We start from the raw sequence: 15,551 nt of genomic DNA on the forward strand, positions 1-15,551 counted from the left end.
GATACACACTTAAGTTTTAGTGTGTATCAGTATATTTAGAGTTAGCTATTATCTAATTGCTTTTTTCACTTCGCGCCAGTCAATAACTTTAAAGTTTTGCGGTTGCAGTGGCATACGGTTATAGCCGTCTTGTACTATAAGCATGCCCTCAGGATAACCTGGTAAAGCTTTTGCTGTAACGGTTAAACCGTCCGTTTCACCTACGCCATCAATGCCTTTATCTAGGTTAGCAACTACATTAAACTTACCTGCAAAGCTGAGACTAGGCTGTGTATCATCTGAGATTTTGTAAAGCACATAGCTATTATCGCCTTGGCTTGATACCACTAAATAGCGCGCATCATTGGCGTGATAAATCTCCATGCCTTCAACATCTGCCACCAGCTGCTCATTAACACTTTGTAGCTTTACTGCTTTGTTTCCAGATGTAGGCTCTGCACCTATATACCAAATTCCTGCATCTTCTTCGCCTGCAAATAATTGGCCTAGTTTATCATCAGCACTACAGCCTTCAGGTTGGCTTGGTAGGGTAAACTCTCTAACCAGTTCACCGCTTAGATTATCTTGCTCACCGATGAGCTTATATTGCTGGAATAAACCTGATTTATCATTAACAAACACGTAATGGCCAGAATCAGACGAATACATACACATGCCGTAAATCTCAGGTAAGTTAGTCGCGACTTCTGTTACATGGTTTACTTTGTTTTCTCCATCAACAGTAAATACGCTAATGCTATTAAGTGTACGGTTGCTGGCAGTGATCCACGTATGGGTTTCGTTGTTTATACCTTGATGTTGGCGCACATCAACGTTATTTAAACGTCCTATATTGAGCGACTGTACTTTGTTGCCAGCAAGATCATAAACCATTAAGCCACGGCGTTTATCTGTGCCTAAAATTAAGCTGTTTTTAGCGTCTTGCTCATTTATCCAAATTGCTGGGTCATCTGCTGCATCACCAAACGCTGCAACCGGTGTGGTTTGTGCGCTGGCATGAAGGTGAGTCATAGCAACTTTGCTATTTGAGACAGAAGTTTGCGCTGCGTAGTTAACGTTTGCTTGAATGTAAGCGCCGGTTTCATCATCAATCAAAACTAGCTGCGCTTGATTGTCATTAATAAAGCTTGCTGCAACAGACTCAGTAGTGTACTCACCTGACAGTGACCATTGGCTAAGCGTGTCTGTTTGAGCTTGGTAAGCATAGATCATATTGCCATCAGTGGCGCTAAGCCATACAGTACCGTCTTGTGATACCGATAAAGCTCCGATTTCAGTTTTTAATTCGCCGTATGGCTGTACTAAAGCCACAGGTTGCTTATTGGCATCTGATTCTGCATCAGCATTGATAGCCCACACTCCGAGCTCTGCTTCACCCACATACAGAGTTTTTGTGTCGTCATTTACTGCACAACCTGAAGCCTCAGTGACCGCAGAGAACTCACGTACTGCGATATTTTTAGCTTGGTTAGTGGCTAAATCATAAATAACAGTTTCGCTGATCAGGCCTCGAACATCCGGCACAAACGCTGATACAGTCTCGGTATTGTTGTTTTTAAATAAACACACTGTATCAGGCTGAGCTTGAGGTGGACTAATACGAGTGAGTTCATTTAGCTGCCAAGTTTGGCCATTTTTCATAAGCTTAAAAATAGCAACGTTATCTTGGCTCTTATCCAGACTGGCGAGTAAAAATTGCTGCGCTGATAATTGTTTTAGTGAAATTGACTCAAAGTTACCGGCTAACAGCACACTGCTTTTCTCGTTATCGGCAAGTAATAAGCCTTGGCTTTCGCTCGCCATTAGCCATTGATTATTACCAAGTGCAGCTGCTTGTGAGCCTTGCATGTTTTGTTGTGGGCCAAATAACTTAGCCTCAACAGCCGGCTTTGCTATTTCTGTCGGGTTTTGTGTATCGTCATTACGTGTACAACCGCCAAGCGCAGTTACAAGCACAGCACTTGATAGCACCGCTGAAATTGTATTTAGTTTAAAGTTCATTATTTTATCCTTTACTTATCTAGGTGCTTTTCAGTGTTAAAACGTACTTCACCAAGGTGATTAATCGCGCTTACACTGAGAGTTTCGCCATTGATAGAGATACTTAAAAAGCCCGGTGTTGCTTCTGCGTAGCGGGTAAATTCACGTTGTTTTACAAACCGCGCTTCGCTGCCACCACCAGAGACAAAGTGAGCCACCTTGCTATTTTTTGGTTGGTTGTATTGCAAGTCGTGCTCGTGCCCTGCGATATAAGCGTGCACGTTATGACGCTCCAAAATAGGTTCTAAAATGTCGCGAAGCCCTTGGTTGCGGCCAAAGCGTTTACCACTTGAATAAAGCGGGTGATGGCCTACCACAATTTTCCATTTTGCGTTACTGCCAGCAAGTTGGGTTTCAAGCCAATCCAATTGTGTTTGATAACTTTGCCCTTGAGTTGAGCGGTATTTTTCACGGGTTTTATATTCAGGTTGAATCGGGTTGGTATCTAAAAACACCATTAACACTTGCTCGTTGTTTTCAAGCGCAAATGTTTTACTGTAGTACCTTGCAGGTAACTGCCAGCGCTGACTTTTTGCGGTGTAGTCAATTTGTGCTTGGGCATTACCTAAGTAATCGTGATTACCTAAAACAACATACCAATCTTCAAATGTGTGCGGGCCATGGTATATGTTCTCAAAGGCTGATTGCCAAAGAGGATCGTTCACACTTGCCACGCCATTTGGGTAAAAGTTATCGCCGGTCGAGACAATAAAATCGGCATCGGTTTGATACATAGCAATTTCTAGCTGATGAGCCACTTCTTTTTGGTAAAAGTGGCCGTTGTGTCCCCAGTCACCAATTACCATAAAGTTAAGGCTATTAGGCAACGTAGTTAACTTGGCAATTTTTTGTTGTTGGTATAGTGCATCTTTATAAATAACAGGCTCGTTTGCACTTAGCGCTGATGAGCACAGTAGCGCAGCCATTATGAAAGACAATTTAAACATGTTCTAACTCCAAAAAAGCACGCGATGGGTTGCCATTACGTGCTTAAAGTGACAATACGTGTGATTAAAATGCGTAACGTAGCATTACTTGAATCACAGGACCTGCTTCTTCAGATTCAAGCTCGTACTCATCAAAGTCACGATTATTTTGATCATCAAGCGAGTCAAACTTGTTGAACACTTCATCTTTACTGGCATCAAGTAAGTTTGAACCAACAAGGCGAAGGGTGATGTCATCCCAGCGTTTTTCAACGAAAAGCTCTAAATCAGCACCGTAAGAGGTTGTCACTTCTTCACCGACAAAGCGTCCGTATGCATCACCTTGATTACGGTACGTTGCCCCAAATGATGCTCGAAGGGTTGGTAAATCTTGGATAAAGCCTACGTTATAAACATAATCTGATTGGTCGTTAAATTTGCGCTTGCCAAAACTGTCTTCAACTTCACTGTCGAGCCAAGAGTAATTTAAGAAGATTCCAGTATTAGGCATGTTCAATGCGCTCAGTGGGGTTGATAAATCAAACTCAATACCTTGAACTGTGCCATCACCAGTATTTTGTGGTTGCAGTACAAATGTGCCTTCACCTTCAGAGCCTTCAACACCGGTACTGGCAATTTCAATAAGGTCGCTAACGTCACGGTAAAATACGTTTACACCAACAACACCACTTTTACCTAAACGGTATTCGTAACCTAAATCGATACCCCAAGATGATTCTGGTTTAAGGCTTGGGTTGCCTAAAAAGTCATTATCAGCGAGCTTTTCTTCAAGTAGGGCGGGTGTCATGTAGTCAAAGTCAGGGCGACGTAAGCTGCGAGCAACAGAGGCGCTGACTCGTCCGTTATCACTGACGCTGTAACGAAAGTGAGCCGACGGTAAGAAAAAGTCATAATCATTTTCGGCAGTAACGCCTTCGTTGGTATCGGTAATGCTTGAGTCAGTTGACTCCCACCGCACCCCCATCTCCCACGAGAACACATCCGCTTCGTGCTTGATTAGCGCAAATAAATCAAAACGATCTTCTTCAAGTTTATTAACACCGCCGTCTACTGGTTCAAATTCGTTGTTAAATTGTGCTAATGACATTGGCGTCTCGCTAAATTGAGCCCATCCAGTCAGTGTTTGCTCACTTTCATCTTCAGCGACAAAAATGGCGGTATCGCGCTCTTTGCCTTGTACAAAAGCACCAAATTGAACTTCTTTCGAGTCACCTACCAGTAAGCTGTGCTGCCATTGTAATGACCACTCTTTATCATCGATATCAACGGTTTCTTCAGCTTCTTCAAACACCATTGGGAGCTCTGACGTATCAAGTTCAACCTCTTGCTCATACACTGATTCTTCAAAGCTGGCATAACCTAACTTAAATTTGCTGGTACCGCCAAGTAGTGGTAATTCATAGCCAGAATTAATGTTGTAGTTGGTTTGATCAATAAACGAAACGTTTGCGTTATCTGAGATTAAATTACCACCCTCAACGACAGAGCCTGAGGTTGCAGTGGGGTCGTCGTATTCAAAAGAGCGCTCATCTTCGGTACGGTCGGTATCAACCCACATAGCGCTAATATCAAACTTGCCGCCGTTATCAAACACCTTTTCAAAGCTGGCATTTAAAGAGGTATCATCACCATCACGGATATCAGATTGATCTTCACGGTTATCAAAATCGTCTGTTGCGTAATTAGGGTTATTTTCAGGGCTATCGCCATAACGTCTGCTTGATTTTTGTTTTGGGTTATAACGACCTTGTAAATTGGCACCTACGAGTAAACGGCCACCTGCAAACTCAGTACCGTAAACACCCGCAAAGCTTTCTTTTAGTTCGCCGTCATCGTAACGTAAGCCACCAGCGCGAATATAACCGCCGTCTAAGCTGTAGCCATCGCGAAGTACAATATTAAGTGTGCCTGCTATGGCATCGGCAGAGCGGTTGGCACTAGATGAACGAATTATTTCTACGCGCTCGATTAATTCTGCTGGAATACGGTCCACAAAAAATGAACGGTCAGCACCGGCGCCCGGAACTTCTTCGCCATTAATAAGTACTTTTGTGTAAGCAGGGCTTAAGCCGCGCATACGAGCGCCGTCTGATTCAAGTACGTCAGATAAAAAAGTAACACTAGGAACACGCTTTAGTGCATCACCGGCGGTGAGTGGTTCAAAACGTTGAAAGTATTCTTGTGAATATTCAAGCGTTGGCGCTAGTTCTTGCGAGCGGTTGCGATAACCAATCTCGCCGTATACCACAAGCTCTTCAGAAACCTTTACTTCAGGTTCCCTTGGCGATGTTTGTTCCTCTGCATTCACGCTAACACTAAATTGGCTCAGTGCTAATGCCGCTATAACAGCATTTAACTTAAATTGTTTCATTGATTTGCTCCGGTTGTCCTTGGTTTGGTGAGCAAACTAAAAAAAGTTAATGACGCTAATGTGACAGTTTTACAGTTAATTCCTGAAAAAACGTTAACTTAGTGCTTTTTAAACAGACTGTTGAGCTGTTTAAACACGGCTCCAGAGCACTAAAAATGGTTATTACTAGGTTAAATACCTAAAAATTTTAATCTCAATGTCATATCAATGAGCCAAAATGACCCTGACGAATACAGTATGACTGCGCTAGCATGCAGACCAACATAGACTAAAGAAGCCACCGTAATGCGATATAACCCATTTACCAGCCATGCAAAATTAACCAACACCATCATTTTATTATTGGTTATTGCTGTAGCAATATGCGCTTACTTTGGCGAACTTAAGCAATTGCAAGACATTGCGTGGCTCGATATTGTTGGTGAGGGCGGTATTGTGTTGATGACCCTCAGCTGGATAGCTGCATTACTTATTTCACGTCCGCCAGGTAAAGTAACTACCTTATTAGTGTTAGGTTTAGGTTTGTTTATGTTCTCAGCCACGCTCGATTTACTCGATGAGTGGTTAAAGCAACCTTCACAATTATGGCTCACCTGGTTTGAATCACTGCCAGCGCCGTTTGGTATGTCGCTTACCAGCGCAGGGCTTTATTATTGGCATCAAGAACAGTTTGTTTTAAATCGCCAATTGCGTCGTCGTGAAGCGCATCTGCGAGAGCATGAAAAAGTCTGCCCTGTTACAGGGTTATATCGAATTAATTACTTACACTCGCTAATACAGCAACGTCAAAGTGAACAGCAAGCCGCCACCTTAGGCATTATTGATATTCGAGACTTTGCAAAGTTTAATGCGCAGTTTGGTTTCAGTGAAGGCGATAGGTTACTGCGAGAAGTCAGTGATTTATTAGTAATGAATTGCCGTTTGAATGATGTGCTTTGTCGCTATGCTGGTGATTGTTTCATTGTGCTTATGCCGGGTACCAGCCAAAGCCAAGCCAAAGAGTTATTAGCGCAAATGAAGGCGGCGCTTAATCATTGTGCGTTTAAAGTCGCAAAAAGCAAAGGTGCCCAGTTTCAGCATATTTTAACCGCCACCATGGCAATGGATTTAGCGCAAGATCCAGTGCAGCAAACCAGCCAGTTACATCAACAATTACAACAAGAAAAGGCCCTTTTAGGTGCAGCAGTATATTAGCCTAGATGATAAATACCTCAGCGCGGAGGGAGTGATCACTGCGCTGGTGGAGCTTGCTCAAGGACGAGGGATCCCGCTTCATAAATTGCTGCGTGGTACGGGTATTTTTGAGCCAGATTTATATGATCTATCACAGCGCTTTAGTTTATCGCAGTTGTTGGCTTTAATTAGCCAGTTTAAAGCCTTAATGAAGAGTAATGATAGTGGCTTTTTACTGGGTCATCAATTGGTTAATGACGTTAGCCCAGCAATGCAAAGTGTCCGTTTAAGCCCGACCCTTGGCGCTGCGCTAAAACAATTGCAACATATTCGCGCCACGTTAGCCCCTTTATTTTTTACTCGTAAGCATATTTTCCAAAATGATTTCTATCTGTACTTGCAACCGAATGTAGGTATGGACGAATCGTTAAAAAATTATTGTTTTGAAATATACAGCGCTGCGTTAATGAGCTTACTAAAAAGAGTGAGTGATCACTACCCGCACTGTTATTTTGACTTTACCTGTAAGCGCCCGCGGCATATTCAAGAGTATGAGCAGCACCTAGGTTTGCGGGTACGGTTTGAGCAGCCCTATACTCGTTGGCATTTTGATAAACAACTACTTAAGTGCCCAAACCCAGAGGCTAGTCAGCTTAGGTGGCAGCAGTGCATAGCGCAAAGTGAGTTAAATAAGAATGTATCACAGTCTTTTGTTGAGGCTGTGTGCCAGCGCATTTACCGTGATAAAAATAACAGTCTAGCTAACAGTGCTGAGCATTTTGCCATGAGTTCTGCTACGTTTAAACGTAAGTTAAAACAACACAGTGTTAGCTATTCGCAATTACAAGATGAGCAAAATAAACTTAAAGCACTGCATTTACTTGGTGTGTGCCAGCAAGGCAATGAACAAGTCGCGATGCGATTAGCATTTTATGATATTCCTAATTTTCGCCGAGCTTTTAAGCGTTGGACCGGCATTACGCCGAGTCAGTTAAAAATATAATTAAAAACTAGCCGCTTGCTCAATAACTATGCCGTGGCGCTGTGCTAAACGTTCATGGTTTCTGTCGTAACCACCACCAATCACAGTGGCAACAGGGGTATTATTTGCAAGGCAGCGTTTAAGTACTAAGTGGTCGCGCTTTTCTATCCCTTGCCAACTAATATCCAGTTTGCCTAAGCCATCCTCTTGCCAAATATCAACGCCAGCATCGTATAAAACAAGATCCGGGTTAAGCTCGTTTAATAAAAATTGCAGCGTATCGTCAACAATACCTAAATATTCAGCGTCTTGCATATTATTGGCTAAACCAATATCTAAATCGCTAGGGGACTTTCTAAACGGGAAGTTTTTTTCACAGTGTATTGAACAGGTAAACGCATAAGGTTGATGAGCCAGCATAGCTGCGGTGCCATCGCCTTGGTGAACATCTAAATCAAAAATCAGTACGTTGGTCACTTCACGATTTTGAATTAACGTTTGTGCGGTAAAAGCTAAATCGTTCACCATACAAAAACCTGAGCCAAAATCACTATGAGCATGGTGAGTGCCGCCCGCTAAATGGCACGCAAGCCCATTTTTAAGCGCTAAACGCGCAGTTTGAAGTGTTCCCAGCGGAGCGGTAAATGTGCGGTTCATTAGTGCTTGTGACCAAGGCAGGCCAATACGGCGCATGGCTTTTTCGTCTAGGCGGTTATGCCATAAATCGTGAATGTAATTTTCACAATGTACTATTTCTAGCTCTTCTACACTACCATGTGGTGGCTCTATGATATTACTGCCAGCAAGCCCAAGGGTTTTAACATGTTGGTGTAGCTGTGCAAATTTACTCATTACAAAGCGATGCTTGGGATCGAAACTAAACGAGTAGTTAGGATGATAAACTAAAGGTAGATTGGGATTTAAACTCATATCTGCGTCGTTTAATTATTTTTGATTATGGTAATCAACTTCACGCAGTGCGTCTATTTATGTTTGGTGAATAAGCGTTTCAAGCTCGCGGTGTAATAATGTTTCATCAGCAAGGTTTAGCTCAACTAAACGCTTTAAATGCGTGATACTGTCTATATCAATACTATGGCATTTAAGACCAATATGGTTTTCTTCTATGTGACGAATAACCACCGGCATTTTTATTTCAATATCGCTTTGTGGCAAAGTAAAACGTAGTACTGCTTCGTCATTTTTGTTCCCAGTAAATGTATCGCTTTTAGTAATAAGCGCACCATGTAAAGAGATATCTAATAGAGTGCATTCATACTGGCTGCTAGCCATAACTAATTGCGCTGCAGTAGAGAACATAATACGAGAAAATTGCCGACGGTTTTGCATAATAATCTTATAAAGCTGTTATTTATAATAAGCATAGCTGGTAATGCCCAACACGCCAATTTGCTTAAAGATAAAAATAGCTCGCATAAAAAAGCCCCGCATAAAATGCAGGGCTTTTAACTTATTAACTGTGGCTGTTAGCCAATTTTTTTATACTTAATACGCTTAGGCTGCGCAGCTTCTGCGCCAAGAGTCTTTTTAAGCCACTCTTCGTATTCAGTGTAGTTACCATCAAAGAAGTTAATTTGGCCTTCGTCGCGGTAATCTAAAATGTGTGTAGCAATACGGTCAAGGAACCAACGGTCATGCGAGATACACATTACACAACCTGGGAATTCTAAAATAGCATTCTCAAGAGCACGTAATGTTTCAACGTCCAAGTCATTGGTTGGCTCATCTAGAAGTACCACGTTGCCGCCTGCTTTTAACAGTTTAGCTAGATGTAAACGGTTGCGCTCACCGCCAGATAAGTCTTTAACAAACTTTTGCTGATCGTTGCCTTTAAAGTTAAAACGGCTAACGTAAGCACGGCTTGGGAACTCAAAGTTACCAATTTTTAGTACATCTTGGCCGTCAGAGATTTCTTGGAATACCGTTTTGCTTTCGTCCATGTTGCCACGGAACTGATCAACAGTTGCCAGTTCTACTGTTTCACCAATGCTGATATTACCGCTATCTGGCTGTTCTTCACCGCTTAACATTTTGAATAGCGTTGATTTACCTGCACCATTGGCACCAATAATACCCACAATAGCGCCCTTAGGCATGCTAAAGCTTAAGTCATCAATTAAAACACGGTCGCCAAAGCTTTTACGTAAGTTGTTTACTTCTAATACTTGGTCACCTAAACGTGGGCCAGGTGGAATAAACAATTCGTTAGTTTCGTTACGTTTTTGGTAATCAGATTGTTGTAGTTCGCTAAACTGTGCCATACGTGCTTTTGACTTAGCTTGACGACCTTTAGGGTTTGAACGAACCCATTCAAGTTCTTGTGCAATCGACTTTTGACGTGCTTTTTCAGATTTTTGCTCTTGTTGTAAGCGGGCATCTTTTTGCTCAAGCCAAGACGAGTAGTTACCTTCCCACGGAATACCTTCACCACGGTCAAGCTCTAAAATCCAACCTGCTACATTATCAAGGAAGTAACGGTCATGCGTTACTGCCACAACAGTGCCTTCGTAGTCATGTAAGAAGCGCTCTAACCAAGCAACCGACTCAGCATCTAAGTGGTTAGTTGGTTCATCGAGAATCAGCATGTCTGGTTTTTCAAGTAACAAACGACAAATAGCAACACGACGGCGCTCACCACCCGATAGGTGCTCAATTTTAGCATCCCACTCAGGTAAACGAAGTGCATCGGCAGCACGCTCTAATACGTTATCGATATTATGACCATCGTGCGCTTGAATAACCGCTTCTAATTCACCTTGCTCTTTAGCCAGTGCGTCAAAATCAGCGCCTTCCATTGCGTATTCGTTATACACTTCGTCAAGGCGGTTAAGGGCATGTTTTACTTCACCTACAGCTTCTTCAACAATTTCACGAACTGTTTTGCTTTCGTCTAAAACAGGCTCTTGCGGTAAGTAACCAATTTTAGTGCCTGGTTGAGGGCGAGCTTCACCTTCAAACTCTTCATCAACACCCGCCATAATGCGAAGTAGTGATGATTTACCAGAACCATTTAAACCTAGCACACCAATTTTTGCGCCTGGGAAAAAATGCAACGAAATATCTTTTAAGATAGTGCGTTTTGGTGGCACAACCTTAGATACTCGACTCATCGAGAATATAAACTTATCAGGTAAAACCATGGAAGAAGCCTTCAATAATAATAAAAATTTCAATGCTGTATTGTAGTGGCTCACAGGTGAAACAGTCAACGAATGGCACTGTTTTAAAGTACATATTCAATTTATATAAGCTGCGTGAATAAATTTCATTTAGACATCTATACATCTAGAGGTTGATATTTTTGGCATTCTGTTCATAATGAGAGCGTATCAACTCTCGGTTTTTATGAGCAGGAGCTTTAAGAATGCCAATTACAGTAGAAGACGAATTGCCAGCTATTGCACGTTTACGTCATGAAAACGTGTTTGTAATGCCAAAAACGCGTGCAAAAACCCAAGAAATACGCCCTATGCGTTTGGCTATTCTTAATCTTATGCCTAATAAAGTAGAAACCGAAGTACAGTTTATTCGCTTGTTGGCTAACTCTCCGCTGCAAGTAAATGTTGAGCTATTGCGCCTAGACACGCACCGCAGCAGTAGCAACTCAGAGCAACACTTAGATACTTTTTATCGTTATTTCTCAGAAGTAAAAAACAACAACTACGATGCACTGTTAATTACCGGTGCACCGCTCGCGCATTTAGAGTATGAAGAGGTGGCTTACTGGGAAGAGCTCAAAGTGATTATTGATTGGGCCGAGCAGCATGTAACTTCTACCTTGTTTTCGTGTTGGGCTGCCCATGCGGCTTTATACCACCGTTATAATTTAAAGCGCGATTTAAAAGATAATAAACTTTGCGGAGTGTTTACCCACCAATGCTATTTTGCTCATGGCGCACTTACTCGCGGCTTTGACGATACCTTTTTAGTACCGCACTCACGTTATGGCCACATAGATATTAATAAAATAAACGCCTGTGAAGAGCTGGTGGTATTAGCGGGCTCTGAACGAGTAGGGGCGTATTTACTTAAAAATAAATCCGGCAGCCAAGTATTTATTACTGGCCACCCCGAATACGATGCCGACAGTTTAAAAGCCGAATATGAACGCGATTTACAAAAAAGTTCCGATGCACCAAAGCCCGAAAACTATTTTCCTGATGACGATGCCAGCAAACAACCGTCTAAAACATGGCAAAGCCACGCGTTTTTACTGTTTTCAAACTGGTTAAATTATTACGTTTACCAAACCACACCCTATGATATTAACTTAGTTAGCCAAGACGTAAGGACTAACAACTATGCCGAATAATCCTCAAAACAATAAGCATCAAGAGCTGAGTGCTGCGCTCAAACAGCGCATTTTAATTTTAGATGGTGCAATGGGAACCATGATCCAAGCGCATAAGCTTGAAGAGCAAGACTACCGTGGTGAACGTTTTAAAGACTGGCATGTGCTTATTAAAGGTAACAACGATTTATTAAGCCTAACCAAGCCTGAAATTATTACTGAAATACACCGCAGCTTTTTAGCCGCCGGTGCCGATATTATTGAGACCAACACCTTTAACTCGACCACCATTTCGATGGAAGATTACGACATGGCGAGCATAAGCCGTGAAGTTAATTTAGAGTCGGCTAAGTTAGCTCGCGCAGTATGTGATGAATTTAGCGCTAAAACCCCAGAAAAACCGCGCTATGTAGCGGGTGTTTTAGGGCCAACGTCTAAAACCTGTTCGTTATCGCCGGATGTAAACGACCCCGGCTATCGTAATATTACCTTTGATAAGTTAGTGACTGCGTATGTTGAGTCGACTCTTGCGCTGATGGAAGGTGGTGTAGATATAATTTTAATCGAAACCATATTCGACACGCTTAATGCAAAAGCCGCCTCATTCGCGGTAGAAGAAGCGTTTGAACAAGCTGGGCGTACATTGCCAGTGATGATATCAGGCACAATTACCGATGCCTCAGGCCGCACGCTTTCAGGGCAAACCACTGAAGCATTTTATAACTCTATTCGCCACATTAAGCCGCTTTCAATTGGTTTAAACTGTGCCCTTGGGCCTGATTTACTGCGCCAATACGTTGAAGAGCTATCGCGCGTGTGCGAAACCTTTGTCTCTGTTCACCCTAATGCGGGCTTACCCAATGAGTTTGGTGAATATGACTTAGAAGCAGACGACATGGCAAAAGAGATTATAGATTGGGGAAAATCGGGCTTTATTAATATTGTTGGCGGTTGCTGTGGCACTACGCCTGCGCATATTCGTGCCTTTGCCAAAGGGCTTGAAGGCACAGCACCACGAAAATTACCTGAGCTTGAAGTGCGTATGCGTTTATCAGGCCTAGAAGCCTGTAACTTAAATTAGGAGCCGCCAATGACCCAACAAATTGCAGTATTTACCAATGTCGGCGAGCGTACAAACGTAACTGGCTCGGCCATGTTTAAACGTTTGATCATGGAAGAGGACTACGAGACCGCCCTTAATGTAGCCCGCGAACAAGTAGAAAATGGTGCACAGGTTATTGATATCAACATGGACGAAGCCATGCTGGACTCAAAAGCGGCCATGGTGAAGTTTTTAAACTTAATTGCCTCAGAGCCTGATATTTCTAAAGTACCTATAATGGTCGACTCCTCAAAGTGGGAAGTTATAGAAGCAGGCTTAAAGTGTATTCAAGGCAAGGCCATTGTTAACTCCATTTCACTTAAAGAGGGTGAAGAGCCGTTTATTCGCCAAGCTAAAATTATAAAACGCTTTGGCGCCGCCGCTGTTGTGATGGCATTTGATACCGAAGGTCAAGCCGATACCGCCGATCGTAAGTTTGAAATTTGTGAGCGCAGCTACCGTATTTTGGTCGACGAAATTGGCTTTCCGCCAGAAGACATTATATTCGACCCCAACATATTTGCCGTTGCCACCGGCATAGAAGAGCACGACAACTACGCCGTAGAATTTATTGAAGGCACCCGCCGTATTAAGGAAAACTTACCCCATTGCAAAGTGTCGGGTGGGGTGTCAAACGTATCGTTCTCGTTTAGAGGTAATAACCCAGTACGTGAAGCGATTCACTCGGTGTTTTTATACCATGCGATAAAAGCGGGTATGGATATGGGCATAGTAAACGCAGGGCAGCTTGCGGTTTACGACGACATCCCCGAAGAACTTCGCAAAGCCGTAGAAGATGTAATTCTTAACACCGACCCCAGTGCGGGCGAGCGCCTTGTTGAACTTGCGCCTAAATATTCAGGCATGGCACAAGCTGAGCGGGTAGAAGATTTGGAATGGCGCACTTGGCCGGTTGAAAAACGCCTAGAGCATGCCCTTGTAAAAGGTATAACCACCTTTATAGATGATGATACAGAAGAGTGCCGTGCTGGCGCCGATAAACCTATTCACGTGATTGAAGGGCCACTCATGGATGGCATGAACGTGGTTGGGGATTTATTTGGTGCCGGTAAAATGTTTTTACCCCAAGTGGTTAAATCAGCTCGGGTAATGAAGCGCGCGGTTGCCTACCTTGACCCATTCATTGAAGCCGAAAAAGAAGAGGGCGCCACCAACGGTAAAATTGTTATGGCTACCGTAAAAGGTGACGTGCACGACATAGGTAAAAACATTGTTGGCGTAGTACTGCAATGTAATAACTACGAAGTAATCGACTTAGGCGTAATGGTACCAGCAGATAAAATACTGCAAACAGCAATTGACGAAAAAGCCGATATTATAGGCCTTTCGGGCTTAATTACCCCATCGCTTGATGAAATGGTACACGTTGCCAAAGAAATGAAACGTCGTGGCTTTGAGCTACCGTTAATGATTGGTGGGGCAACCACCTCAAAAGCGCATACCGCAGTTAAAATAGAGCCGCAGTACGACAAAGGCGTGGTGTATGTAAATAACGCCAGCCGCGCCGTGGGTGTGGTGTCTAATTTATTATCAAAAGAGCATAAAGCAGAGTTTTTAGCTAAAACCACCGCCGAGTACGACAAAGTACGCGAACAACAAGCACGTAAAAAGCCGCGCTCAAAACCGGTTACCATACAGCGCGCCCGCGATAATGCTGCAAAGCTCGATTGGGATAATTACACACCACCCGTGCCTAAAAAGCTGGGCGTGACCGAATTTAAAAATGTATCAATCGCGACTTTACGCAAATACATAGACTGGACGCCGTACTTTATGACCTGGTCAATCGCCGGTAAATATCCGCGCATAATGGACGATGAAGTAGTGGGCGAACAGGCACAAAGCCTATTTAAAGACGCCAACGACATGCTCGATGAGCTTGAAAAGTCAGGCAGTTTACAGCCATTGGGTGTTATTGGTTTATTCCCAGCAAACCGTGTGGGCGATGATATAGAAATATACACCGACGAAACGCGAAAAGAGCTATTAACGACCTCATGTCATTTACGCCAGCAAACCGAAAAAACCGACTTTGCTAACTACTGCCTAGCCGATTACATTGCGCCAAAAGGCACACCCGATTACTTTGGTGCGTTTGCGGTAACAGGCGGTTTAGAAGAAGACGACCTCGCCAATGCGTTCGACACACAGCAAGATGACTATAATAAAATAATGGTAAAAGCGGTTGCCGATAGGCTTGCTGAAGCGTTTGCTGAATACTTGCACGAACAAGTGCGTAAAGAGTATTGGGGTTATGCACCGGATGAAAACCTCGCTAACGATGAGCTAATACGCGAAAACTACCAAGGTATTCGCCCAGCACCGGGTTACCCAGCATGCCCTGAGCACACCGAGAAAAAGAAAATTTGGCAGTTACTCGATACCGAAAAACGTATTGGTATGCAGCTCACCAGCTCATACGCCATGTGGCCAGGTGCCGCGGTATCAGGTTGGTACTTCTCACACCCACAAGCTAAATACTACGCGGTAGCAGCAGTACAAAAGGATCAGGTAGAAGACTACGCCAAGCGTACCAACATGACGCTAGAAGAAGCAGAACGTTGGTTGTCGCCTAATTTGGGGTATGAGCCTGATTAGAAGAG

General features: G+C 43.2%; 11 protein-coding genes. 5 read left to right on the top strand and 6 right to left on the bottom strand.

The features are described from left to right. Positions 1-48: 48 nt before the first annotated feature. The 3 genes from AB8618_RS03740 to AB8618_RS03750 form a co-directional block, all read right to left on the bottom strand. The gene (locus AB8618_RS03740; RefSeq protein ID WP_413401414.1) at positions 49-2,001 is read right to left on the bottom strand and encodes a phytase; all 1,953 of its coding nucleotides are present in this window, start codon (positions 1,999-2,001) and stop codon (positions 49-51) included. Positions 2,002-2,012: 11 nt separating this feature from the next. After that, positions 2,013-2,987, bottom strand: coding sequence for a metallophosphoesterase (locus AB8618_RS03745; RefSeq protein ID WP_413401415.1), 975 nt, complete (start codon positions 2,985-2,987; stop codon positions 2,013-2,015). Between the two features lie 64 nt (positions 2,988-3,051). Then, positions 3,052-5,358 (bottom strand): TonB-dependent receptor plug domain-containing protein, encoded by a 2,307-nt coding sequence (locus AB8618_RS03750; RefSeq protein WP_413401416.1) that lies wholly within the window; start codon positions 5,356-5,358, stop codon positions 3,052-3,054. 285 nt (positions 5,359-5,643) lie between these two features. Here AB8618_RS03750 and AB8618_RS03755 point away from each other — a divergent pair, with 285 nt between their 5' ends. Next, positions 5,644-6,552: a GGDEF domain-containing protein gene (locus AB8618_RS03755; protein WP_413401417.1), complete on the top strand. Its 909-nt coding sequence runs from the start codon at positions 5,644-5,646 to the stop codon at positions 6,550-6,552. Continuing rightward, entirely contained in the window at positions 6,536-7,534 is a 999-nt protein-coding gene (locus AB8618_RS03760) for an AraC family transcriptional regulator ligand-binding domain-containing protein (RefSeq protein ID WP_413401418.1), read from the top strand. Before AB8618_RS03755 ends, AB8618_RS03760 begins: the two co-directional genes overlap by 17 nt. On the opposite strand, the gene AB8618_RS03765 is transcribed toward AB8618_RS03760, so the two are convergent. The 3 genes from AB8618_RS03765 to ettA form a co-directional block, all read right to left on the bottom strand. Beyond that, complete coding sequence (locus tag AB8618_RS03765; RefSeq protein WP_413401419.1) at positions 7,535-8,443, bottom strand: histone deacetylase; 909 nt, start codon at positions 8,441-8,443, stop codon at positions 7,535-7,537. Between the two features lie 57 nt (positions 8,444-8,500). Continuing rightward, on the bottom strand, positions 8,501-8,863 hold the full coding sequence (locus tag AB8618_RS03770) for a PilZ domain-containing protein (protein ID WP_054202042.1): 363 nt from the start codon (positions 8,861-8,863) through the stop codon (positions 8,501-8,503). A gap of 137 nt (positions 8,864-9,000) precedes the next feature. After that, positions 9,001-10,674, bottom strand: coding sequence for an energy-dependent translational throttle protein EttA (ettA, locus tag AB8618_RS03775; protein ID WP_008111928.1), 1,674 nt, complete (start codon positions 10,672-10,674; stop codon positions 9,001-9,003). Between the two features lie 224 nt (positions 10,675-10,898). Between ettA and AB8618_RS03780 the strand changes: the two genes are divergently transcribed. The 3 genes from AB8618_RS03780 to metH are packed head-to-tail and all read left to right on the top strand — an operon-like array spanning position 10,899 to position 15,546. Next, complete coding sequence (locus AB8618_RS03780; RefSeq protein WP_413401420.1) at positions 10,899-11,846, top strand: homoserine O-succinyltransferase; 948 nt, start codon at positions 10,899-10,901, stop codon at positions 11,844-11,846. Continuing rightward, positions 11,836-12,906, top strand: a complete 1,071-nt coding sequence (locus AB8618_RS03785) for a homocysteine S-methyltransferase family protein (protein WP_413401421.1) — start codon at positions 11,836-11,838, stop codon at positions 12,904-12,906. The genes AB8618_RS03780 and AB8618_RS03785 overlap by 11 nt, the downstream gene beginning before the upstream one ends. A 9-nt stretch (positions 12,907-12,915) precedes the next feature. Beyond that, positions 12,916-15,546 carry a methionine synthase gene (metH, locus tag AB8618_RS03790; protein ID WP_413401422.1) on the top strand — a complete coding sequence of 877 codons (2,631 nt, stop codon included), beginning with the start codon at positions 12,916-12,918 and terminating at the stop codon, positions 15,544-15,546. Positions 15,547-15,551: the final 5 nt, after the last annotated feature.

Origin of the sequence: Pseudoalteromonas sp. RW-H-Ap-1, assembly GCF_048318575.1 — a bacterium.
Classification (GTDB): Bacteria; Pseudomonadota; Gammaproteobacteria; order Enterobacterales; family Alteromonadaceae; genus Pseudoalteromonas.